Annotated in this window: 15 protein-coding genes; 14 read left to right on the plus strand and 1 reads right to left on the minus strand. The window is 66.3% G+C overall.

Annotation, left to right across the window (positions count from 1 at the left end):
- The first annotated feature begins 126 nt into the window (after positions 1-126).
- Entirely contained in the window at positions 127-2,832 is a 2,706-nt protein-coding gene (locus WKW80_RS11305; RefSeq protein ID WP_340363656.1) for a winged helix-turn-helix domain-containing protein, read from the plus strand.
- Positions 2,833-2,868: 36 nt separating this feature from the next.
- On the opposite strand, the gene WKW80_RS11310 is transcribed toward WKW80_RS11305, so the two are convergent.
- Positions 2,869-4,044: an alpha/beta hydrolase family protein gene (locus WKW80_RS11310; protein WP_340363657.1), complete on the minus strand. Its 1,176-nt coding sequence runs from the start codon at positions 4,042-4,044 to the stop codon at positions 2,869-2,871.
- 244 nt (positions 4,045-4,288) lie between these two features.
- Between WKW80_RS11310 and WKW80_RS11315 the strand changes: the two genes are divergently transcribed.
- The 13 genes from WKW80_RS11315 (at position 4,289) to WKW80_RS11375 (ending at position 25,135) form a co-directional block, all read left to right on the plus strand.
- Entirely contained in the window at positions 4,289-4,744 is a 456-nt protein-coding gene (locus tag WKW80_RS11315; RefSeq protein ID WP_340363658.1) for a MaoC family dehydratase, read from the plus strand.
- 35 nt (positions 4,745-4,779) lie between these two features.
- On the plus strand, positions 4,780-5,694 hold the full coding sequence (locus WKW80_RS11320; protein WP_340363659.1) for an SDR family NAD(P)-dependent oxidoreductase: 915 nt from the start codon (positions 4,780-4,782) through the stop codon (positions 5,692-5,694).
- Between the two features lie 265 nt (positions 5,695-5,959).
- Positions 5,960-7,639, plus strand: a complete 1,680-nt coding sequence (locus WKW80_RS11325; protein WP_340363660.1) for a DUF1302 domain-containing protein — start codon at positions 5,960-5,962, stop codon at positions 7,637-7,639.
- A gap of 15 nt (positions 7,640-7,654) precedes the next feature.
- A complete protein-coding gene (locus tag WKW80_RS11330) occupies positions 7,655-9,010 on the plus strand; it encodes a DUF1329 domain-containing protein (RefSeq protein ID WP_340363661.1) in 1,356 nt (451 codons plus the stop codon).
- Positions 9,011-9,086: 76 nt separating this feature from the next.
- Entirely contained in the window at positions 9,087-10,181 is a 1,095-nt protein-coding gene (locus tag WKW80_RS11335) for a WD40/YVTN/BNR-like repeat-containing protein (RefSeq protein WP_340363662.1), read from the plus strand.
- A gap of 52 nt (positions 10,182-10,233) precedes the next feature.
- On the plus strand, positions 10,234-12,672 hold the full coding sequence (locus tag WKW80_RS11340) for an efflux RND transporter permease subunit (RefSeq protein WP_422822896.1): 2,439 nt from the start codon (positions 10,234-10,236) through the stop codon (positions 12,670-12,672).
- An 83-nt stretch (positions 12,673-12,755) separates the two neighbouring features.
- Positions 12,756-14,168: a DUF1254 domain-containing protein gene (locus WKW80_RS11345; protein WP_340363664.1), complete on the plus strand. Its 1,413-nt coding sequence runs from the start codon at positions 12,756-12,758 to the stop codon at positions 14,166-14,168.
- Positions 14,165-15,979, plus strand: a complete 1,815-nt coding sequence (locus WKW80_RS11350) for a DUF1254 domain-containing protein (protein ID WP_340363665.1) — start codon at positions 14,165-14,167, stop codon at positions 15,977-15,979. Before WKW80_RS11345 ends, WKW80_RS11350 begins: the two co-directional genes overlap by 4 nt.
- An 88-nt stretch (positions 15,980-16,067) precedes the next feature.
- Positions 16,068-17,213, plus strand: a complete 1,146-nt coding sequence (locus WKW80_RS11355) for an acyl-CoA dehydrogenase family protein (RefSeq protein WP_340363666.1) — start codon at positions 16,068-16,070, stop codon at positions 17,211-17,213.
- A 178-nt stretch (positions 17,214-17,391) separates the two neighbouring features.
- The gene (locus WKW80_RS11360) at positions 17,392-18,519 is read left to right on the plus strand and encodes a formylglycine-generating enzyme family protein (protein ID WP_340363667.1); all 1,128 of its coding nucleotides are present in this window, start codon (positions 17,392-17,394) and stop codon (positions 18,517-18,519) included.
- Between the two features lie 152 nt (positions 18,520-18,671).
- On the plus strand, positions 18,672-21,059 hold the full coding sequence (locus WKW80_RS11365; RefSeq protein ID WP_340363668.1) for an arylsulfatase: 2,388 nt from the start codon (positions 18,672-18,674) through the stop codon (positions 21,057-21,059).
- Positions 21,060-21,158: 99 nt separating this feature from the next.
- Complete coding sequence (locus WKW80_RS11370; RefSeq protein WP_340363669.1) at positions 21,159-23,585, plus strand: arylsulfatase; 2,427 nt, start codon at positions 21,159-21,161, stop codon at positions 23,583-23,585.
- 68 nt (positions 23,586-23,653) lie between these two features.
- Positions 23,654-25,135, plus strand: a complete 1,482-nt coding sequence (locus WKW80_RS11375; RefSeq protein WP_340363670.1) for an arylsulfatase — start codon at positions 23,654-23,656, stop codon at positions 25,133-25,135.
- Positions 25,136-25,156 lie beyond the last annotated feature (21 nt).

Consider the following 25,156-nt stretch of genomic DNA (forward strand, 5'->3'; position numbering starts at 1 on the left):
GTTGGAAGGGTTATTGCGGACGATCGGCGGCGCCTGCGGGACAAGCGCATCGGAGGCAACGGCCGATAATTCAGCAGCCGGAGCGCAGTTGCGGCGCATGCCTGATCGCGCGAAAGTGTTCGACCCATGAATCTCGACAGTCTCCTCGTCTCCACCAAGTTCGCGCCGCCGCGCATCGGCGCCCGTTTCATCGTGCGCAAGCAGCTGCTCGAACAGCTGCGCAGCATGCAGCGCTGCACCTTCACGCTGGTGACCGGGAGCCCGGGCTTCGGCAAGACCACGCTGATGGCGCAATGGCGGCAGGAGCTCATGAAGTCGGGCGCCGTGGTGGCCTGGCTGTCCCTGAGCCATGACGACCGGGTGTTGACGAGTTTCTGCGCCTACCTGGTGTCGGCCTTGCGCCGCCTCGGCATCGCGCTCGATGAAGACGAGATGCTCGAAGGCAACAACACCAAGGCGCTCGACAGCCTGGTGGCGTCGGCCGTCAACGGCGCCTCGCAGGTGGCCAAGGAGCTGTACCTGATCCTCGACGACTACCACCATGTCGAGGACGCGTCGGCACACCGGCTGATGCAGAAGCTGATCGACCACTGCCCGGCCAACCTGCACATCGCGATCGCTTCGCGCATGGCGCCGCCCTTCAGCATCAGCCGGCTGCGCGTGCTGGGGCAGGTGGCGGACATCAGCTTCGAGGAACTGCCTTTCGACCTCGACGAGACCCGCCTGTTCTTCGAGCAGAACCTGCACAACGTCAAGCTCAGCGCGGACGAGCTGCGCCTGATCCACGACCTGACCAACGGCTGGCCGGCCAGCCTGCAACTGCTGGCCATCATGCTCAAGAACCGGCCGTCGACGCGCCACAAGCTGCGCGAGCTCGGCTGGCAGTCGAGCGACCTGCAGGCCTATCTCGCCAACGACGTGGTGGCCCACCTGCCGGCGGAGCTCAACGACTTCATCGAGCAGGTGTCGGTGTGCCGGCGCTTCAACGCCGAACTGGCGGAAGCCATCACCGGCCGCCCCGATGCGGCCGAGCTGATCAAGCGCATCGAGGACGAGAACCTGCTGATCTACCGCGTGGAGTCCGAGGACCGCCTGCCGTGGTATCGCTTCCATCCGCTCTTCAGCGATTTCCTGGCGACCTGCCTGGCGCGCCGCGGGCAGCCCGCGATCGAGATGCTGCACCGGCGTGCCAGCCAGTGGTTCGGCGCGCATGACCTGCTGATCGAGGCGGTGCGCCATGCCACCCTCGGTGGCGACCTGGAGTTTGCCGTCAAGGCGATCGAGCAGGCGGCGCCGGCCGAATGGCGGCTCGGCTACGTCAGCCCGCTGCTGAGCCTGCTCGATCGGCTGCCGCAGGAAACGCTGTTCCTGCATCCGCGGCTGTTCTTCCTCGGCTGCCTGACCTTCGCGATCACCGCCCGGCCCGAGAAGGCCGAGCGCTGGCTGGCCCAGATACGCCAGAGCGAGGTCGTCAGGAATCCCGCCATCTCGTCGCACCTGGCGCTGGCCGATGCCGCGGTCGCCATGCAGCGCGACGACACCCAGCGCGCGGTCGACCTGCTCGAGCCGGTGGCCGTCCCGCCGGACCAAAACCGCTTCCTGCACTACGTCTTCCTGGCGACGCTGTCCTCCGCCTACTGCAGCGTCGGCCGCTATGCCGATGCGCACCGGCTGCTGGACGCGCATCCGGTGGCGGCCGAGGACCGCCGCAACGACATGGCGCTGGTCGTCGAAGGCGCGCGGATCTACGTCTACCTGGTCGAGGGCAACGTCAGGGAGGCGGCACGCGCCGGTTCGCTGTTGCTGTCGCGCGCGATGGCCGCCCACGGCCGGCGCTCCGTGTCCGCCAATCTCGCCGCGGGGGCGCTCGGCGAGGCCTATTACGAGCTCGACCGGATCGACGACGCGCGCGAGGTCCTGGCCAATCGACCGGGCATCCTGCAGTCGTCGATGCCGGGCGTGATGGCGTCGGCTGCGCTGGCGCGTGCGCGGCTGGACCTGCTGCAGGGATCCCCCGACGTGGCGCTCGAATTCCTGGAGTCGCAAGCCGCCCACTTCCACAGCCTCGGGCACGACCGGCCGCTGGCCTGGATGCTGGGCGAGCAGGTCAGGATCCTGCTCGCGAAGGGCGAGCGCATCCGCGCGTCCGACCTGGTCACAAGGCTGAAGGATCTCGCGTCACAGCATCGGGATGCCCTCGGCTACCGTGCCGAAATCCCGGTCGCCGCTGCCCTGGCGCGCGCGCGGCTGCTGCTGCATGTCGACCGCCCGGCCGAAGCGATCGAGGCGCTGGCCGAGGTGCGCGCGCATGCGCAACACTACGGCCGGGGCCGCCTCGCCGCACTCGCCGCGCTGCTCATGGCGATGGCGCTGGAGGACCTGGGGCGGCATCAGGACGCGCAGGCGCAACTGGTCGAGGCGGTGCAGGCGGGCGCGCGCTTCGGCTTCGTGAGAACCTTCGTCGACGAGGGCGAGCACGTCGGCGCCATGCTCGCGCGACTGCCCGGGCAGGCGCTGTCCGATCCGCTGGCGGCCCGCTACCTGGAGGACCTGCTCGGACGATTCGGGGGCGCGGGCGCGCGCGCGGCGCCGGCCGACGAAGGCGTCTCAGAGCCGGCCGTCCCGCGCAAGGAGGACGTGAACCTCACGCCGCGCGAACTCGAGATCCTGAGCCTGATCTCGCAGGCCATGTCGAACAAGCGGATCGCGCTCACGCTCAGCATCACGCTCGAGACGGTCAAGTGGAACGTGAAGAACATCCTGGCCAAGCTGGGCGTCTCGAGCCGCTACGACGCGATGACCTGGGCGCGCAAGCGCGGGCTGATCGAGTAGCCGCGCGGCCCGCCCGGGCAGCCGCGCGGCCGCGCTTCAATCCATCAGGCAGCGGTCCATCAGCGCGTGCATGCGCTGCAGGTAGGCGCTGCGTCCGAAGTGCAGGATGTGGTTGCCGGGGAACCAGTGCAGGCTGCTGCCGGGCCAGTGCGCGTGCAGCAGGCGCAGGTGGCGCGGCGACGAGATGCGATCGCCGCCGCCGCCGATGATGAGGACGCGCTCTCCGGCGACGCGGGGCGCATAGCTCAAGGGGTTGTGCACCGCCATCAGCGCGCGCATGCCGGCCACGCTGACGCCCTGGCTGCGCATCAGCTGCGACAGCAGCAGGCCGGTGGGCTGCCATTCGAGGAAGGCGTCGATCGGGCTGACCGCCGGAACGATGGGAATGCAGCATGCCAGGCCGCCGTCGACGTGCGCGAGCAGCGATGCCATGTAGCCTCCCTGCGAGATGCCGGTGATGCCGATGCGCTGCACGCCGCTGTCGCGCAGGTGGTCGATGAATACGCGCAGGTCATGGACCGCCTGCAGGGCCACCTCGTTGAAGTGCAGCAGGCCGTTGCCGAACACGCCGTGGCCGCTGAACCAGGCCTCGGGCTCCGCGCGCGGCCCGTGGTGCGGATAGGTGAAGAGCAGGATGTCGTAGCCGGCGCGGTAGCGCGCTTCCAGCTGCAGCATGCGCGCGTACACCGAGTGCCGGTGCATGCCGAAGCCGTGCACCACGATCAGCGTGGGCCTTGGCTTGTCGCCGTGGCACCAGTGCTCCGCATGCGAGACGGCGTTGCGGCGCATGCGGGCGAAGGTCTTTGCCGCGGCTGGATTCAGCGGCTCGAACGGGGTTTCGAAGCGCAGTGCGAGGCGCCGTATGTCCGGTGCCGCTGCCGGGCCCGACGCCCGATCGGACGCGATGGCGATGCCCTTTGCAGGCGCGAGAAACACCCGCGAAGCGTCGCCCGCGCGCGCCAGCGGTTCATAGAAGCGCAGGGCTTCGAATTCTTCCCGCACACGCCCCGGTTCGAGCAGTGACGAGGCCATGGCCGCTGCGACGGCGCAGGCCAGCGGAATGCGTGCGATGCGCTCCACCGCCGCGGTGGCCTCGGCCTGCAGCCAGTCGCCGGGAGAGAGGTCCGTGATGTTGGCCCGCGTGCGGAAATCGTCGGGAAGTTGCTCCCACCAGGGAGTGCTTGTTGTGCTGAGGTCAGGGCCGTTTGGCAAGGTATAGGTACTTCTTCTTGAATGGATGGCCTGCGCGTACGCAGTAGCGCCGTTCGCCCGCGTCGGCTCACGGTCGCGACCGCACCTTAGGCAAAGGGGCGGGGTGCCCGAACCCCTCCGGACGAGGGGGCTGCCGCGCAGCCGGTCCCGGCCTCCTCTTCTCGCTTTCCCGGCCCCCTCCAAAGGCGGGGTGAATTCGCGCAGGCCGGTACGTAACCTGCCTTCATCGCAATCCCCAACGACCATGAAAAGCTACGAAACACTCGCTGATCTCAAGCCCCTCGTGGGCCAGTCGATCGGCACCAGCGACTGGCTGCTGATCGACCAGCAACGCATCAACAAGTTTGCCGATGCGACCGGCGACCACCAGTGGATCCATGTCGATCCCGAGCGTGCGGCCAAGGGTCCCTTCGGCGTGCCCATTGCGCATGGTTTCCTGACCCTGAGCCTGCTCCCGGCCTTCTTCTCGACCGCCTTCGAGATCCGCGGCAGCACGATGGGCGTGAACTACGGCTTGAACAAGGTGCGCTTCGTGAAGCCGGTGCCGGTCAACAGCCGCCTGCGTGCGCATTTCAAGCTGCTGGCCTGGGATGCGCTCGACAACAACGGTGCCCAGATGCTGATCGAGATGTCGGTCGAGCAGGAAGGCGCTTCCAAGCCGGTGTGCGTGGCCGAGTCCATCACGCGGCGGTTCCCTTGATTCCCTCTCTTCTTTACTTTCCTGAAGGTTACGACATGACTTCCATTCGATTCGACGGCCGCGTGGCCATTGTCACTGGCGCTGGCAACGGCCTGGGCCGCGTGCATGCACTCGAGTTGGCCCGCCGCGGCGCCAAGGTGGTGATCAATGATTTCGGCGGCAGCCGCGACGGCACGGGCGGCTCCACCTCCGCCGCGCAGGCGGTGGTCGACGAGATCCGCGCGGCCGGCGGAACCGCCATCGCCAACGGCGCCAACGTGACCGACTTCGAGCAGGTGCAAGCGATGGTCGCGCAGGCCAAGGCCGAGTTCGGCCGTGTCGACATCCTGATCAACAACGCTGGCATCCTGCGCGACAAGACCTTCTCGAAGATGGAGATGGCCGACTTCAGGATGGTGCTGGACGTGCACCTGATGGGCTCGGTCCACTGCACCAAGGCCGTGTGGGAATTGATGCGCGAGCAGAACTACGGCCGCATCCTGATGACGACCTCGTCGTCGGGCCTGTTCGGCAACTTCGGCCAGTCCAATTACGGCGCCGCCAAGATGGCGCTGGTGGGCCTGATGCACATGCTCACCATCGAAGGCAAGAAGAACAACATCCGCGTCAACACGATCGCGCCGATGGCCGCCACGCGCATGACCGAAGACGTGCTGCCCGCGGCGATGCTCGACTCGATCAAACCCGAGCAAGTGACGCCGGGCGCGCTGGTCCTCGTCAGCGAGGACGCGCCTTCCAAGGTCACGTTGTCGGCCGGTGGCGGAAGCTTCTCCACCGCACGCATCGTCGACACCGCGCCGGTCTGGCTGTCGTCCGATGAATGCACGCTGGAAGGCCTTGCGGCGCACTTCGCACAGATCGCCGACTGGGACAGCGCGCGTCCCTACGACGACTCCAACCAGCAGGTGCATGCGCTGATCCAGGCCGCCATGGCCGGCATGGAGGCCTGAGGCTCCCCTGATCAATCAACACGCCGTCCGTCTGGACGGTGTGCCTGGTCACGCCCATACGTCGAGAGTCACCGAGGGTTTTCCCAACGCGCAGCCCCCTTGGAAGGAGTGGGGCGCCGAAGAAGACGAACTCATATCGTTTCCTCGTGTGATGTGAAGGGAACGAGAGAACTGCAAAAGCAGTGAAGTGAATGGATGGAGGAGGGCACGACAACGTGACCCTCGACAGAGCTTTCAAGGCCAACGAGGAAACGAAGAGATCATGATGAAGAAGGACAAACAGGCAATCGCACACGGCGCGCGTCGCCACTTGCTGGGCACCGCGGTGGCAGCGCTTTGCGCAGGCCTTTGCACCGGCGCGGCAGCGTTCGAAATCGACACTGGCAATGACGATGTCCAGATGCGCTTCGACAACACCGTTCGCTACAACTACGGACAACGCGTGCAGGACCAGAGCCGCGTCATCATCAACAACCCCAACTACGACGACGGCGACCGCAATTTCGGCAAGGGCGACACGATCAACAACCGCGTTGACGTGCTGACCGAATTCGATGTCGTCTATCAAAAGAAATTCGGCGCACGCGTGAGCGCTGCCTCGTGGTACGACGCCGCCTATGGGGGCAGCTTCTCCAACACCAGCCTGGCCACCGAGAACCACCTGGCCTACGGCAAGCCGGCCTTCGGCTTGAGCGACTACGCCAAGCGCTACTACAACGGGCCGTCCGGCGAGATCATGGACGCGTTCGCCTTCGGCACCGTGGACCTCGGCAGCATGCCGCTCAGCATGCGCCTGGGCCGCACGACCGTGAACTGGGGCGAATCCCTGCTGGGCGCCGGCGCCATCCACGGCATCTCCTACGGCCAGGCGCCGCTTGACCAGGGCAAGGCACTCGCCATTCCGGGCATCGAGGCCAAGGAGCTGTACATCCCGCGCGACCAGATCTCCGGCCAACTTCAGGTCACGCCTGAGCTGGCCGTCGCTGGCCAGTACTTCCTCGAGTGGCGTCCCACCCGCATCCCCGAATCGGGAACCTATCTGGGCTTTGGTGACTTCTACCAGTTCGGCGGCCAATCCCTGATCAACCCGGCTCTGCCCGGCGGTCGGGCCTACCGCGGCAATGACATCACGCCAAAGGAAAGTGGCGACTGGGGCCTGATGACGCGCTGGAGTCCGCAGTGGCTCGACGGCACGATGGGCTTCTACGCCCGCAACTTCTCCGACACCATCCCGCAGGTGGTCTTGCTGGCCGGTGCGAAGAGCCAGTACTTCTTCAACTACGGGTCGGACATCGACATGTACGGCGTGAGTCTGTCCAAGCAGATCGCGGGCATCAGCTTCGGCCTGGACGTGAACTACCGCCGCAACATGCCGCTGGTGGGCGACATCGTGTCGATCAGGTCCGCGGCCCAGTTGCCCGCCCCGGGCGAGACGCTGGGTGCGCGCGGCAACACGGCGCACGTCGTGCTCAACGCGATCGGCTCCATCGGTGCAACGCCGCTCTTCAACAGTGCGTCGTGGGCCGCCGAGTTGACGTTCAGCCAATGGCTTTCTGTGACCCAGGGTGCGCAGTACTTCAAGGGACGCGACGGCTACACGGGCATCGACCGGGTCTCGAAGAATGCGACCGGCCTCGCGTTGAATTTCTCGCCCACCTGGTACCAGGTCTTCCCGGGCATGGATCTGTCGATGCCGCTGAGCTTCTCGATGGGCCTGGCCGGTAACTCGGCCGTGGCGTCGGGCGGGAACAAGAACGCCGGGAGCTACGGCGTGGGCCTCGGACTGGATATGTACAGCAAGTATCGGTTCGACCTGAAGTATGTCGGCTACTTCGGCGACAACGCGCTCAACGTCGCTGGCACGGCGATTCAAACCCCGAATGGTAGCCAGGCCCTGCTCAAGGACCGCGGCGCCGTCTTCCTCACTTTCAAGACCACCTTCTAAACGGAGACAAGCACCATGAAAAAACTCACCTCAGCATTGTTCTGCGCAGGGCTGCTGTCCGCGCAAATGGGCGTGGCGCTCGCGGCGGTGTCCGCGGACGAAGCCAAAAAGCTCGGCACCGAACTCACCGAGGTCGGCGCCGAGAAGGCCGGCAACAAGGAGGGCACCATTCCCGCGTACACGGGCGGTCTCACCACCGCGCCGGCGGGCTTTGACAAGACGAAGAACGTGCGGCCCGATCCTTTCGCCAGCGAGAAGCCGCTGTTTTCGATCGACGCGAAGAACACGGACAAGTACGGCGACAAGCTCACCGAAGGCACGAAGGCTTTGATGAAGTCCAATGCGGACTTCCGCATCGACGTCTATCCGACCCATCGCACGGTCGCGTTGCCGAAGTCAGTGCTCGAGAATTCCGTGGCCAATGCGACGCGGGCGAAGATTTCCGACGATGGCGTCAGCACGACGGGCGCGCGCGCCGGCACGCCGTTCCCCATTCCCAAGAGCGGGAACGAGGCGATGCTGAACCACGTCGCACGCTACCAGGGCAACGCGGTCGTCATGCCCAAATATTCGGCCTACAACGTTGACAGCGCGGGCAAGCTCGCACTCGCGACGCAAGGCATCTGGACCACCGAGTCTCCGTACTACCAGGACAAGGACGGAGGCTCCAATCTGCTCACCCGAGCGCGCGCCAACTACACCGGTCCCGCGCGCCGCGCCGGCGAGGCGATCATGACCCTCGAGCCGATCGACTATTCCACCAATGGGCGGCGCGCCTGGCAGTACCTGCCGGGCCAACGGCGCGTGCGGCTTGCACCGGACCTCGCATACGACACGCCGAATCCCAGCACGGCCGGCCAGTCGACCATCGATGACGTGAACCTGTTCAGCGGCAAGCTGGACCGCTTCGACTTCAAGCTGGTCGGCAAGAAGGAGATGTATGTCCCGTACAACGACTATCGCTTCGTCTACAACGACAAGGCCGAAGACGTGTTCCAGGCGAAGTTCATCAATCCGTCCGTGGTGCGCTGGGAACTGCATCGCGTATGGGTGGTGGAGGCAACCCTCAAGGAAGGCAAGCGCCACATTTATTCGCGTCGCACCCTGTACCTCGACGAGGACAGCTGGGCCGTCATCGCAAGTGACCAGTACGACGCCCGCGGACAACTGTGGCGTCCAGGCTTTGCCTATCCGACGCAGGTTTACGACCGCATGGCCCCCAACAACATGACGTCGGGCCACTACGACCTTCTTGCCGGTACCTACTACGTCAACCTGTGGCCGGGCACGGCAGGCGTGAAGGTCCTGGACAGTGGTGCGTCCGACTCCGAATGGACGGCGGACAGCCTGGCGGCCCAGGGCGTTCGCTGAGGCGCGCATAGCCTTGCCCGATGCCGGCGGCCGCCAAGGGCGTAGCCGTCCGGACTGCCGTCATCGGGCACAAGCAATGTCTATCGAAGTATTGGGGGACAAGATGTTTTTCAGGGAAGCTTTCTGGATCGGTGCGCTGCCGCTCAGCACCGCGCTCGTGGCAACTGCCGTTCCGGCCCAGCCAGTCTTTCAGCCGCCCGCGCAAATGGCGGCGGCGCAGAGTGCACTGGCGACGCGGGTGACGTTCAACGCGCTTGCCATGGCGGGCGACCGCATGGTCGTCGCGGGCCAGCGCGGCCACGTGCTGACCTCGGAGGACGGCGCGACCTGGAGGCAGGCGCACGTGCCGGTCAGCTCCGACCTGACAGCGCTCAGCTTTGCGTCGCCGCGCGAAGGCTGGGCCGTCGGCCACGAGGGCGTCATCCTGCACTCGAGCGATGGCGGCGAGTCCTGGACGCGGCAGCTCGACGGCAAGCAGGCCGCCGCGCTGATCCTCCGGCGCTACGGCACGCCCGCGCACGCCAATGATCCGACGGCACAGCGGCTGAAGAAAGAGGCCGAGGCCTTCGCCGCGCAAGGCGCGGACAAGCCCTTCCTCGACGTGTGGTTCGAGGATGACAAGAAGGGCTTCGCCATCGGCGCGTTCAACCTGATCCTGCGCACCGAGGATGGCGGCAAGACCTGGACGCCATGGCTGGACCGCATCGACAACCCCAAGGGCCTGCATCTCTATGCGATGCGGCCGGCGGGCGGGCAGTTGTTCATCGTGGGCGAGCAGGGGCTCGTGCTCAAGCTGGATCAGCAGCGACAACGCTTCGTGAACGTTCCCATTCCCTACCAGGGCACGCTGTTCGGCGTGGTCGGCACGCAGACCGCGACGGTCGTCTTCGGGTTGCGCGGCAATGCATGGCGCAGCACCGATGGTGGCTTCAGCTGGCGCCGGATCGACACCGGCGTCAACGCCGGGCTGGCCAGCGGCCTGGTGCGCCCGGACGGCGCCATCGTGCTCGTGAGCCAGGCCGGAGAAGTGCTGCTGAGCACCGACGACGGCGCCACCTTCGGTCGCGTCAATGTCGCGAATGCCGCACCGGCTTTCGCCGTGGCGCAGCGCGACAAGGGCACGCTGGCACTGGCCGGCGTGGGCGGCGTCCGGCTGCAAGAAGTGAAGTGAAAACGAGAGCGCCAGACGCCAAAGAGACATGAACGTGAACACCCAACCCAACATGCCGACGATCAGCGAGTTGAAGGACTTCGACCGCTCTTCGGGCAGCCGCTTCGAACGACTGATCTTCAACCACCGGCTGTTCGTCATCATCGCGTGCGCACTGGCCACGCTGGTGCTCGGATGGCAGGCCACGCGGCTGACGCTGAACGCGGCCTTCGACAAGACCATTCCGCACCATCAGCCGTACATCAAGAACTTCCTCGAGCATCGCGGTGAACTGCGCGGCCTCGGCAATGCGGTGCGTGTGGTGGTCGAGAACAAGCGCGGCGACATCTTCGAGCCGGCCTACCTGCAAGCGCTCAAGCTGATCAATGACGAGCTGTTCCTCACGCCCGGCGTGGACCGTGCCAACGTCAAGTCGCTGTGGATGCCGGTGGTGCGCTGGAACGAGGTCACCGAGGAGGGCTTCACCGGCGGCCCGGTGATGCCCGACAACTATGCGGGCTCGCCGCGGGACATCGAGCAACTGCGGCAGAACATCGCGCGTGCGCAGATCCAGGGCAGCCTGGTGGGCAACGACTACAAGTCGAGCATGATCTTCGTGCCGCTCGCGGACAAGGACGTGCGCACCGGCGCGTCGCTCGACTACTGGGCGCTGTCGCAACGCCTGGAAGAGATCCGCACGAAGTATTCGAACGCACAAGGCGGCGCGGACGTCGAAATCCGCATCGTCGGCTTCGCCAAGGTGGTGGGCGACCTGCTCGATGGCCTGAAGCAGATGGTGGTGTTCTTTGCGGTCGCCGCGGTGATCGCCGCGGCGATCATCTTCGGTTGGACGCGCTGCGTGCGCAGCACCTCGCTCGTGCTGGCCGCGTCGCTGATCGCGGTGGTGTGGCAGCTCGGGCTTGTCACCGTGCTCGGCTATGAACTCGACCCGTACTCGGTGCTGGTGCCTTTCCTGGTTTTCGCGATCGGCGTGTCCCATGGCGCGCAGAAGATGAACGGCATCATGCAGGACGTGGGCCGCGGCACGCACCGGCTGGTGGCCGCGCGCTACACCTTTCGTCGTCTGTTCCTCGCGGGGCTGACGGCGCTGGCTGCCGACGCGGTGGGCTTCGCGGTGCTGATGCTGATCGACATTCCGGTGATCCAGGAACTGGCGATCACGGCGAGCATCGGCGTGGCGCTGCTGGTGGTTACCAACCTGATCCTGTTGCCCGTGATGCTGTCGTACACCGGCGTCAGCCCGAAGGCGGCGGCGCGCAGCCTGCGTGCGGAGCAGCGCGAGGAGGGCGGCGTGTGGAAGCTGCTCGAACGCTTCACCGAGCGGCGTTGGGCCATCGGTGCGATCGTGTGCTCGGCATTCCTCGCGCTCGGGGGCTTTGCGGTCAGCACGCACCTGAAGATCGGCGACCTCGACGTGGGTGCATCGGAGCTGCGGCCGCAGTCGCGCTACAACCTCGACAACGCCTACATCACCGGCAAGTACGCGCTGTCGAGCGACCAGTTCGCCGTGATCGTGAAGACACCGGCCGAGGGTTGCCTGGGCTACGAGACGCTGATCGAGACCGATCGCCTCGGCTGGGCCTTGCAGCAGGTTCCCGGCGTGCAGACGACCATCTCGCTGGCCGATGCGGTGCGCAAGATCACGGCGGGCTCCTACGAAGGCAGCAGCAAGTGGTTGTCGATCTCGCCGAACCAGGACGTGCTGAACTATGCGGCGCGCACCGCCTCCACCAGCAACCCTGATCTGTTCAACAACCAGTGCTCGGTGATGCCCGTGGTGGCCTACCTGGCCGATCACAAGGCCGAGACACTCGAGCGCGTGGTCAAGGCGGCCGATGAATTCGCCAGGGCGCACAGCACGCCCGATCGCCAGTTCCTGCTGGCCGCGGGCAGCGCAGGCGTCGAGGCCGCGACCAACATCGTCGTGAAGGAGGCCAACACGACCATGCTGCTCTACGTGTATGCGGCGGTGATCGCGCTGTGCTTCATCACCTTCCGCAGCTGGCGCGCCGTGGTCGTCGCGGTGGTGCCGCTGGCCATCACCTCGGTGCTGTGCGAGGCGCTGATGGTGGCGCTGGGCATGGGCGTCAAGGTCGCGACGCTGCCGGTGATCGCGCTCGGCGTGGGCATCGGCGTGGACTACGCCCTGTACCTGCTGAGCATCCAGCTGGCGCAGCAGCGCGCGGGTGCCTCGCTCGCCGAAGCGTACCGGCAGGCGTTGCGCTTCACCGGCAAGGTGGTGGCGCTGGTCGGCATCACGCTCGCCGCGGGCGTGATCACCTGGGCCTGGTCGCCGATCAAGTTCCAGGCCGACATGGGCATCCTGTTGACCTTCATGTTCGTGTGGAACATGCTGGGCGCCCTGGTGCTGATCCCGGCCTTGTCGCACTTCCTGCTGGCGCGGGTGGGCCAGCCTGCGGCCAGCACGCCGCAGGCGCCGGCAACGCAGTCCTGCGCCTTGGCGCAAGGGGTGGTTCAGCAAGCGGCTTGACGCGGCTTGCCGCGGCCGTGGGTGCCACCGTTCACCCTTCGGAGTGATTGCCGGGCGCCGGGATGAGGAAAAGAATGGTGCCCATGAAACGATGCTTCCTCATCCCGCTCGTGCTCTCCTGGAGCGTCGCGTTCGCGCAGGCCGACGCATCCTTCACCCCGGCCCGGCTGCAGGAGCGAAGCATCCAGCGGCGCGCGGTGGAGGCGGTCATCTGGGGCATGCCGGCGGTCAACTATGACCTCATGCAGCAGGCCGCGCTGCGCCAGGCCAAGGCCGGCTTCAACCAGGTGGTGTACTGGTCGCGCCTGCCCGACTGGAAGATCCAGACGCTGACGCCGAACCCCGACGCGATCTACTTCACGCCCTTCATCGACACCCGGGAGGCGGGCCCGATGGTGCTCGAAGTCCCGCCGGCCGACGAGGGTTCGATCACCGGCACCGTCATGGATGTCTGGCAGTCGGCGCTGGAGGATGTCGGCACCGCCGGCGTCGACCAGGGCAAGGGCGGCAAGTACCTGATCCTGCCGCCGGGCGACCACGAGCCGGCGCCACCCGGCTACATCCCGCTGCAGTCCGACACCTACCGCGGCTATGCGCTGCTGCGCTCCATTCCGAAGAGCGGCAGCGCAGCCGATGTGGCCCGGGCCGTCGCCTACGGCAAGCGGGTCAGGCTCTATCCGCTGTCGCAGGCGGCCGACCCGCCGGCCACGCGCTTCGTCGACGCGGCCGACATCGTCTACGACAGCACCATTGCCTACGACCTGCGCTTCTTCGAATCGCTCGACCGGATCGTGCAGGCGGAACCCTGGCTCGAACGCGACAAGGCGATGATCGATCCGCTAAAGTCGATCGGCATCGAGAAGGGCAAGCCGTTCAACCCGGACTCGCGGACACAGGCCTTGCTCAAGGACGCGGCCAGCGAAGCGCATGCCTGGCTGGTGGCGCGCTACGAGGCTTCGTTCTCGTCGCCGTTCTACGAAGGCGGCCACTGGTCGCTGCCGGGTTCGCGCGAACTGCTGGAAGGCCAGGCGAGCTTCTTCGCCAAGCCGGGCAGCTACCCGACCGACGTGCGCGGCGTCACCTTCACCTATGCCTACTTCACGCCCAAGCGCCTGGGCGCGGGTTCGTCGTACCTGCTGGCGATCTCGGACCGCAACGGGCGCCTGCTCGAAGGCCGGACCCACTATCGGTTGACGGTGCCCGCGAACGTGCCGGTCAGGCAGTACTGGTCGGCCACCGTCTACGACCGCGCCACGCATGCGCTCATACGCGAGGCGCGGTGGCCCAGCCGCTCCTCGCAGGCGCCGGGGCTGCAAAGCAACGCCGATGGGTCGGTGGATGTCTACTTCGGACCCGAGGCCCCTGCGGGCAAGGCGTCGAACTGGATTCCCACGCGCGCCGACGGCAAGTTCGAAGTGCTGTTCCGCTTCTATGGCCCCGAGAAGCCGCTGTTCGAGAAGACATGGCGATTGCCCGACATCGAGGAGATCCAATGAAGAAGCCGATGCTTCGCGCCCACCTCGCGGCATCCTGCGCGGCCCTGTCGCTGCTGCTCGGCAGTGCGGCGGTGCAGGCCCAGGGCGGCGCAGGGAACGCCGTTCTCGTCACCGTCGACAACTTCGTGCGGGCCGAGACCGATTCGGTCTTTGCGAACGGCGTCAAGAGCCGGGGGCTGGGCAAGTTCGAGCACTATCGCCAGCCGCTGGGGCCAGGCTTTCCGGTCGTGCGCCCCAACCGCGACACGCTTTATTCGCTGAGCGTGTTCGACCTCGGCGCCGGCCCGCTGACGATCACGCTGCCCGATGCGGGCCGGCGCTTCATGTCGATGCAGGTGATCGACGAGGACCACTACACGCCCGAGGTGTTCTACGGTGCGGGCACCTACACCTTCACGCAGGAGAAGATCGGCACTCGCTACATCTCGCTGGGCGTGCGCATGCTGGTCGACCCGGCCTCCGCAGCCGACGTCGCGCAGGTGCATGCGCTGCAGGATGCCATCGTGGTGAGCCAGCCCGGCGGGCCGGGGCGCTTCGAGGTGCCCGACTGGGATCCGGTGAGCAAGAAGAAGGTGCGCGACGCGCTGCTGGCGTTGGCCGAAACCATGCCGGACACCCAGCGCACCTTCGGCCCGCGGAGCGAGGTCGATCCGGTGCGCCATCTGGTCGGCACGGCCTTCGCCTTCGGCGGCAATCCGCAGAAGGATGCGCTCTATCTCAACGTGACCCCGGCGCGCAACGACGGCACGACGGTCTACCACCTCAAGGTCAAGGACGTTCCGGTGGATGCCTTCTGGTCGATCAGCGTCTACGACGCGCAGGGGCATTTCCAGAAGAACGCGTTGGATGCCTACACGCTCAACAACACGCTCGCCACGAAGAGCGCCGACGGGGCGGTCGCGATCCAGTTCGGCGGCTGCGATGGCAAGGTCGCGAACTGCCTGCCGGTCATGAAGGGCTGGAAACTACATGGTGCGCCTGTACCGCCCGCGCGCCGAGATCCTCGAAGGGCGCTGGACCTTCCCGCAGGCGCAGCCATGAAGCGCGTTCTTGCCGCGATGCTGGTGGCGGCCAGCCTTTCGGTGTCGGCGCAGCAGCTGCTGCTCGACGACGACACCATCCGCGACGCCTACGTCTACCTGCTCGGCCGCGCGCTCGTCATCCGCCAGGAGAAGACCGACCTGCGCGAGCCGGGCGTGGCCTACAACACGATCAAGTACAACCCACTGGGCTCTGCCGATTTCGTCAATCCCAATTTCGACGTCGCCTACCTCGAGGCCTGGTTCGCGGTGGACGACAGCACGCCCGTGATGCTGGAAGTGCCGGAGATCAAGGGCCGCTACTACACCGCGCAGATCATCGACGAGTGGGGCGAGGTCATCGCGAACATCAACGAGCGCACCTTCCCGTCCAGGCCCTTCGGCAGGTTCCTGCTGGTCAAGCCCGGCTCCAAGGTTCCGACGCCCCCGGGCGCAGGCCGCATCGAGCTGCATTCCGGCAAGGCCAAGATGCTGGCCCGCGTGGAACTGAAGGGCGATCCCGAGGGCGCCGCGCGCCTGCAGAAGGCGTTCAAGCTCAGCGTGGCCGGCACGCCCGCGATCGACCAGCCGGTCGACATCCCGATGTTCGACAACAAGGAACTGATCGGGGTGGAGATCTTCGAGCGGGCCGACGAGATCCTGGCCAGCGCGCTCGATGTCGCGCCCATTGCCGCGCGGATGCAGCAGATGGTCCGCGCGGTCGCGGCACAGGGAGATGCTGGCGATCAAGGGTGGCTCGCTGCGATCGACGCGGACAAGCTGGCGGCCTGAAGGGCTTGCCCCCCTCCGAAGGCGGGGTGAAGCGCGGGCGGCAGATGCGTAACCTGCATTTCAACCATACGGCCATCGAAGGAGCTAAATGAAGGACACATCGGGCGCATTCCTGAGCGAGCAGGAAAGCATGATTCGGGCCTCGGCCCGGCAGGTGGCCACCGAGGTGGTTGCAGCCACCGCCGCCGAGCGCGACCGCAGCGGCGCATGGCCGCGCGAAGAACTGAAGACCGTTGGCGAACTCGGCTTCCTCGGCATGCTCGTGCCCGAGGCGCACGGTGGCGCCGGCGCAAGCTTCGTGGAGTACTGCCTCGCGATCGAGGAGTTCGCGGCCGCGGACGCGGGATTCGCGACATTGATCCACGTGCACAACTCGGCGGGCTTTATGCTGGCGCGCGTCGGCTCCGAGGAACAGAAGGGCAAATACCTTTCGGCGCTCGCGAGCGGTGAGCGCATCGGCGCCTTTCTTTTGACCGAGCCGCATGCGGGTTCGGACACGGCCGCTTTTCGCACGACAGCGCGCCGAGACGGTTCACACTTCGTCCTGAACGGCAGCAAGCAGTTCATCTCCAACGGCAGCGAGGCCGGCCTGGGCCTGGTGCTCGCCGTCACCGACAAGGCGGCCGGCAAGAACGGCAGCAGCCTGTTCATCGTCGACCCGGCCGAGCCCGGCTACCAGGTGGCGCGCGTGGAACACAAGCTCGGCCAGCGTTCGGCGCATGTGGCGCAGATCCAGCTCGACGGCTGCCGCGTGCCGCCCGAGAACATCGTGGGCGCCGAAGGCGAAGGCTACAAGATGATCATGGGCTCGCTGGCCGAGGGCCGCGTCGCGATCGCGGCGGTGGCGGTCGGCACGGCACGCGCCGCGCTCGAGGCGGCGCTGCGCTATGCCAGGGAGCGCGAGGCCTATGGCGCGCCGATCGCCAGGCTGCAGGGCGTGAGCTTCGACCTGGCCGAGATGGCGATGCAGGTCGAGGTGGCGCGCCAGTACTACCTGCATGCGGCGCGGCTGTGCGAAGTCGGCATCCGCTGTGCCAAGGAGGCCTCGATCGCCAAGCTCTTCGCCAGCGAGATGGCGGAGAAGGTCTGCTCGGACGCGCTGCAGATCCACGGCGGCTACGGCTACCTGCAGGACTTCCCGGTCGAGCGCTACTACCGCGACGTGCGCGTGACCAAGATCTACGAAGGCACCAGCCACATCCAGAAGCTGATCATCGCGCGCGAGCTGCTGTAGCCCTTGCAGGCTATCCGGATGACCAGCAAACAGGAGGCATATTCATGAGCCAGGTGCTGAAGAAGTACCCAGCGCGTCATGAGATCTCGTTTTGATAGGACCGCACACACCGGTGTCCATGGGCGCCGGTGCACTGGTCGTGTAAAGGCTCCGGATGATTTCGTTAAAAAGAAGCAGGATGTTCTGGCGTGTGGTCACGCTGGCGGCTCTCGCAACGGGCGCTGCCGTCGCACTTTTGCCGTACCGGCATGACCCGGTGCCGCTCAGCGTGGGCGACGGCAAGACCGGCCCGCGCAACATGGTCTGGATACCCGGTGGCGAGTTCGCAATGGGAAGCGATCATCGCCACGCCCAACCGAACGAAGGTCCGGCCCATCGGGTGAGATTGAGCGGCTACTGGATCGACCGCTACGACGTCACCAACGCGGATTTCGCGCGCTTCGTCGCCGCAACCGGCTACATCACGACCGCCGAGCGCAAGCCGCGTTGGGAGGACCTGGCAGCGCAGTTGCCGCCCGGCACTCCGAAACCTGACGACAGCGTGCTCGTCCCGGGGGCGCTGGTGTTTGCCGGAACAGACACGCCAGTGCCGCTGGAGGACTATTCGCGCTGGTGGAAGTTCGTTCCGGGCGCGAACTGGCGGCATCCTGCGGGGCCCGACAGCGGCATTGCCGGAAAGGGCGGGCATCCGGTGGTGCAGGTGTCCCATGAGGATGCGCAAGCCTACGCGCGATGGGCAAACAAGCGACTCCTCACCGAGGCGGAGTGGGAATTCGCAGCGCGGGGCGGCCTCGAGCAGGCCGACTATGCGTGGGGCGCCGAGTTTGCGCCGGGCGGAAAGAAGATGGCCAATACGTGGGACGACGCGGCGCGGCCGTTTCCGGTCACCGCGGTACCCGGCGCGCACGAAAAAGTGCAGGTCGGCACCTCGCCCGTCGGCCAGTTCGCACCGAACGGCTACGGCCTGTACGACATGGCGGGAAACGTCTGGCAATGGGTCGACGACTGGTATCGCGCGGACGCGTTTCGCATCGAAGCGGCGAGTGCGCGAGTCGTCAAGGATCCGAAGGGGCCGTCGAACAGCTTCGACCCGGACCTGGGGCAGGCTGCCTACGCACCCGCTCGCGTGACCCGGGGCGGCTCGTTCCTTTGCAGCGAGGCCTACTGCATGAGCTACCGGACGAGCGCCCGGCGCGGCACGGATCCGATGAACGCCATGTCGCATCTCGGCTTCCGGCTCGCGATGGATGAGAGCGAGTGGGAGCGTGAACGCAAAAGGCGCGATGCCCTTCTCGCGTCCCGATGAGGATCGTCGGAAGCCTTGCCTGGACGCCACGGCCGCCGTGTCCGGCCGCCGAGCGGTGGACCCGCACGCCCCCTCCATTGGGGAGGTGCAACCCGCATCGGAGGGTCCTATCGTCTCTTGCACACAACCAGCCATCCTGGAGACAAATCCAAATGAACAACCGCCTTCCGCGAAATGCGGCGATCTTCGCTGCCATGGTGCTCGGCCTCTTCCCCGGTCCGTCCAATGCGCAGGAAAAGGCTGCGGCCGGCGCGCCCGTACGCGCCTCGACGCCGGCCGTGCTCCCGCGCCCCGACTTCCACTTCCCGGGCAAGGTCGGACGCACCTACCTCGACTCCGATCCGGCGCAGTTCCCGCAGCCGGTGCAGGCCCCCCAGGGCGCGCCCAACGTCGTCGAGATCCTGATCGACGATGCCGGCTTCGGCCAGTTCAGCACCTTCGGCGGTGGCGTGCCCTCGCCCACGATGGACAAGCTGGCGGCCGAGGGCCTGCGATACAACCGCTTCCACACCACCGCGCTGTGCAGCCCGACGCGGGCCGCGTTGCTCACCGGCCGCAATCACCACACGGCCGAGTTCGGCAGCATCGCCGAAGTGGCCACCGGCTACGAAGGCGCCACCGCCATCCTGCCGCGCAGCACCGGCACCGTGGCCGAAGTGCTGCGGCAGAACGGCTACATGACAGCCTGGGTCGGCAAGGACCACAACACGCCGCCGTGGGAGGCGAGCGCCGCGGGCCCCTTCGACCGCTGGCCGAACGGCCTGGGCTTCGACTACTTCTACGGCTTCATCGGCGGCGACGTGGACCAATGGCATCCGGTGCTGTATGAGAACCGCAACCTCGTCGCCGCGTCCACCGACCCGAACTACCACCTGACGGAAGACCTGGCCGACCATGCCATCTCGTGGGTTCGGCAGGTGAAGAGCATCTCGCCCGACCGGCCCTTCTTCCTGCATGTCGCGCCCGGCGCGACGCATGCGCCGCACCACGCGCCGCAGGAGTGGATCGACAAGTTCAAGGGCCAGTTCGACATGGGCTGGGACAAGTACCGCGAGCTGACCTTCGCGCGGCAGAAGAAGCTCGGCGTGATTCCCGCCGATGCGAAGCTCACGCCCCGCCCGGCGAGCCTGCCGGCGTGGGACTCGCTCGAGCCCGGGCAGAAGCGCCTGTACGCCCGCATGATGGAAGTGTTCGCCGGATTCGGCGCCCATGCCGACTACCAGATAGGCCGCATCGTCGATGCCATCCGCGCGATGCCGGGCGGCGACAACACCATCTTCATCTACATGGCCGGCGACAACGGCGCCAGTGCCGAAGGCGGCCTGGAAGGATCGCTCAACGAGAACCTGTTCTTCAACGGCTACGTCGAGAAGTGGCAGGACAACCTCCAGGTGATCGACGAGCTCGGCGGGCCCAAGCACTTCAACCATTTCCCCGCCGCCTGGGCGCATGCGATGAACACGCCGTTCCAGTGGACCAAGCAGATCGCCAGCCACTTCGGCGGCACGCGCAACCCGATGGTGATCTCGTGGCCCGCCCGCATCACGGACAAGGGCGGGCTGCGCACGCAGTTCACCCACGTGGTCGACATCGTGCCCACGCTCTACGAAGCCATCGGCATCACGCCGCCGACCCAGCTCAACGGCGTGACGCAGAAGCCGATCGAGGGCACCAGCTTCGCCTACACCTTCGAAGACCCGAAGGCGAAGGACCGGCACACCACGCAGTACTTCTCGCTGGCGGTCAACCGCGCCATCTACCACGACGGCTGGATGGCCTCGGCGATGGGTTTCATCCCGTGGCAGCCGAACCGCTCGGGCTTCGATCCCGAGACGCAGAAGTGGGAGCTCTACAACGTTGACAAGGACTTCTCGCAGGCCGACGACCTGGCCGCCGCCAACCCGCAGAAGCTGCACGAGTTGCAGGACCTGTGGTGGTCCGAGGCGGACAGGCACCACGTGCTGCCGCTCGACTGGCGCGGCGTGGAGAAGTTCAACTCCGAGCTCATGGGACGGCCGAGCCTGGCCGGCAAGCGCAAGTCGATGTCCTACTACCCCGGACAGGTCGCGTTGCCGAACGATGCGGCGCCGCGCGTTCTCAACAAGTCGTGGTCGCTGACCGCCGACCTGGTGATTCCCGAAGGCGGCGTCGAAGGCATGGTCGCGACGCATGGCGGGAGTGCCGGCGGCTATGGCCTGTACGTGCGCGACGGCAAGCCCAGCTTCGTCTACAACTACCTGGCACTCGAACGCTTCACCATCGCCAGCCCCGAGCCGCTGCCCAAGGGCAAGGTGCAGCTGCGGGTCGACGTGGCCTACCAGGGCAAGGACAAGGAGCGCGGCAAGGCCGCCGGCGTGACGATGTGGGTCAATGGCAAGAAGGTGGCCGAAGGGCAGGTGACGCGCACGATCCCGAACCTGATCTCGCTGGTCGAGGGCATGGACATCGGCATGGACAGCGGCTCGTCGGTGGACTTCAGCTACCGGCCGCCGTTCGCATTCACCGGGAAGATCGACAAGGTGACTTTCGATCTCCAGTGAGGGGGACGCCCGCCGGCCTTGCGTTCGGCCGGATGAATGCCATCATGTTTCGCCGGAGTCGCCGCAAGCCGGATCCGGCACTGTCAAAGGAGTGAGCCCATGACCATCACGAAACGGATCGTCAGCGCCGCGCTGGCCTGCGCCCTGGCTGCATCGACGACATCGGCGCAAAACCGGGCTGCACCGGAAGTGCTGCCCAAGGCGTCGCAGGCATTTTCGGATGCAAGGATCGGACGCACCTACAAGGACTCGACGCCCGGCACGCTGGCCATCACCCAGGCCCCTGCCGGTGCACCGAACGTGCTGGTCATCCTGATCGACGACTCGGGATTCGGACAGTGGGGCACCTTCGGCGGGCAAGTTCCCACGCCCAATCTCGATCGCCTGGCAAAGACGGGCCTGCGCTACACGCGCTTCCACACGACGGCGCTGTGCTCGCCGACGCGCGCCGCGCTGCTGACCGGGCGCAACCATCATTCGGTCGGCACCGGCGTCATCACCGAGATGGGCGATGGCTATCCGGGCTACAGCGGCCAGATTCCCAAGAACGCCGCGATGTTCGCCGAGGTCCTGCGCCAGGGCGGCTACAGCACCGCATTCATCGGCAAGAACCACAACATTGCCGACTGGGAGACCAGCATCTCCGGGCCCTTCGACCGCTGGCCCAGCCTGCAGGGCTTCGACTATTTCTACGGCTTCGTCGGTGGAGAGATGGACCAGTGGCAACCGGTGCTCTATCGGGGCACGACGCCGGTCTCGATGGAAGTCCCGAAGGGCAGGGAAGGCAGCTACACGCTCAACGATTCGCTCGCCGACGACACCATCCGCTACATCCACCAGCAGAAGTCGGTGACGCCCGACCGTCCCTTCTTCGTCTACTACGCCCCGGGCGCGACGCACGCCCCGCACCATGTGCCGAAGGAGTGGATCGACAAGTTCAAGGGCCAGTTCGACCAGGGCTGGGACAAGTACCGCGAGGAGACCTACCAGCGGCAACTCAAGCTGGGCGTCATCCCCCCGGAAACCAAACTCACGCCGCGGCCCAAGGAGATTCCGGCCTGGGATTCGCTGTCGCCGGACCAGCAGCGCGTCGCAGCGCGGTTGATGGAGGTCTTTGCTGCGTACACGGCACAGACCGACCATGAGGTCGGGCGCATCCTGGACGCGCTCGATGAAGTCGGGCAATTGCACAACACGCTCGTCGTTGCGCAGCTCGGCGACAACGGTGCCTCCATGGAAGGCACACTGAGTGGCGCCTTCAACGAACTCGCCACGCTCCAGGGCATCCCCGAAGACACGGCGTTCCTGCTCAAGCACATTGACGAGCTGGGCAGCGCCAAGGCGTCCAATCACATCCCGGTCGGATGGGCATGGGCCGTGAACGCGCCCTTTCAATGGGGCAAGCAGGTCGCTTCGCACTTTGGTGGAACGCGAAACCCGCTGGTGATTTCGTGGCCGGACCGCATCAAGGACGCAGGCGGCATTCGCACGCAGTTCCATCATGTCATCGACCTTTCACCCACCATCCTGGAGGCCGCGCACCTGGCCCAGCCTGTGGAGGTCAATGGCGTGAAGCAGAAGCCGATCGAAGGTGTCAGCATGAACTACAGCTTCGACGGCCCCAAGGCTGCCGGTACGCGCCGCGTGCAGTACTTCGAGATGATGGGAAACCGGGCGCTCTACAAGGACGGGTGGATTGCGGTGGCGCGTCATGGGCGGCTCGCATGGGTGACCATGGGCGGGTCCACCGGCGACTTCGACCACGACACCTGGGAGCTCTACGACCTCGCGAATGACTTCAGCGAAGCCAACGATGTCGCGGCCCGGTATCCGAAGAAGCTCAAGGAGTTGCAGGACGCCTTCTGGGTCGAGGCCAAGAAGTACAACGTGCTTCCGCTCGACGACCGCTTCGCCGAACGTGGCGATCCGAGCCTGCGGCCCAGCCTGATCGCCGGGCGAACCGACTTCACCTATTTCTCCGGGGCGACGCGCATCCCCGAGCCCTCGGCCGCCAACACCAAGAACACATCGCACACCATCACCGCCACGATCGAATCGCCGCAGGGCGGCGCAGACGGCGTGCTGGTCGCCGAGGGTGGCGCAGCCGGCGGGTACACCTTGTACATCCAGGACGGAAAGCCGGTCTTCGAGTACAACTACATGGCGCATGAGCGGTACAAGGTCGTCGGTTCCGAAGCGGTAGCGCCCGGGCCCGCCCGCATTCGCGTCGACTTCAAGTACGACGGGGGCGGCATCGGAAAGGGCGGGAACGTCACGCTCTTCATCAACGACAAGAAGGTGGGTGAAGGCCGGATCGAAAAGAGCGTACCTTCACGCTTCGGAGCTGAATCCTTCGATGTCGGCATGGACAACGGCTCGCCGGTCAGCGAAAGCTATCAGGCACCGTTCGCCTACACCGGCACCGTCAGGAAAGTGGAAATCCACCTTGCGCCTTCGACCCTCGGCGCGAGCGATCGACAGAAGGTGCGCACCGCGCAACACAAGGCGGCGATGGCGATCGAATGACGGCCTGAAGCCGGCATTGCGCACTTGCGGCGCGTCCGAAACAATGGCGGCCATCACTGGACGAGGCCATGAAGCGATTCTCCCGTGCACTTGCATCCTGGACGGTGACCGTTGCGGTTCTCGTGGCATGCGAGAGGACCGTGCAGGCGCAGCCGGCGGCGCCACCGTCGGCGGGGCCACCGAACATCGTCTTCATCCTCGTCGACAACCTCGGCTTTGGCGAGCTGGGGGTCTATGGCGGCGGCATCCTGCGTGGCGCACCGACGCCGCGGATCGACCGGCTGGCCGCCGAAGGCACGCGGCTGCTCAACTTCAACGTCGAAGCCCAATGCACGCCCTCGCGGTCCGCATTGATGACGGGCCGCTTCTCGATTCGCTCGGGCACCTATGCCGTGCCGGTGGGCGGCGCAGCCGATGGATTGACGCTGTGGGAAATCACCATCGCGGAGCTGCTGTCGGGCCGGGGCTATGCCACAGGGATGTGGGGCAAGTGGCACCTCGGCAGCGCCGAATCGCGCTTTCCCACGCACCAGGGATTCGATGAATGGTTCGGCATCCCGCGCACCTACGACGAGGCGTTCTGGCCGTCGCTGAACCAGGCAGCGGGCTTGTGGCCTTCGAGCGGCAACAAGCAGGGCTGGAGCCCAGGCATCGCGCCGCCTGAGCCCCTCCTCGAGGCGCGCAAGGGCGAGAAGGCGACGCAGGTCGGCGTGCTGGACCTCGATGCGCGGCGGACCATGGAGGCCGCGATCACCGACCATGCGGTGGCCTTCATCCAGCGCAATGCCGCGGCGAAGAAACCCTTCTTCGCCTACGTCTCGTCCTCGTTGGTCCACATGCCGACGCTGCCCAACCCCGCCTTCGCCGGCAAGACCGGCAATGGCGACTGGGCCGATTGCCTGGCCGAGATGGACTTCCGCACCGGGCAGATCCTCGACGCGATCAAGCAAGCCGGCATCGAGGACAACACCCTCGTGATCTTCGCCAGCGACAACGGCCCGGAGGCGACCGATCCATGGCAGGGCGACAGCGGACCCTGGCGCGGCACCTACTTCACGGCCATGGAAGCCTCCCTGCGTGCGCCCTTCATCATCCGCTGGCCCGGCAAGGTGCCGGCGGGCCGCGTCAGCAACGAGATCGTCCATGTCGTGGACATGTACCCGACGCTGGCACGGGCCGGCGGCGCCGAGGTGCCGAAGGACCGGCCGATCGATGGTGTCGACCAGCTCGCATTCCTGCTCGGCCAGCAGGAGAACTCGAACCGCGAAGGCTTCCCGGCCTATGTCGCCGACCGGCTCTCGGCCGTGAAGTGGCGCAACTGGAAGATGCACCTGATCTGGCAGGTGAACATGTACGACACGCCGCAGCGGCTGCCATTGCCCAAGGTCATCAACCTGCTGACCGACCTCAAGGAGGAGCGCGATGCCGGGGCGACCAGCTCCTGGGTCGGCGTGCCGATGACGAAGATCCTGGTCGACTTCGAACAGAGCCTGAAGAAGTACCCACCGATCAAGGCCGGTACGCCGGATCCCTATGTCCCGCCGAAATAGCAAACCACCGCAGGCGCATCG

The organism is Variovorax humicola (genome assembly GCF_037889915.1).
Classification (GTDB): domain Bacteria; phylum Pseudomonadota; class Gammaproteobacteria; order Burkholderiales; family Burkholderiaceae_C; genus Variovorax; species Variovorax humicola.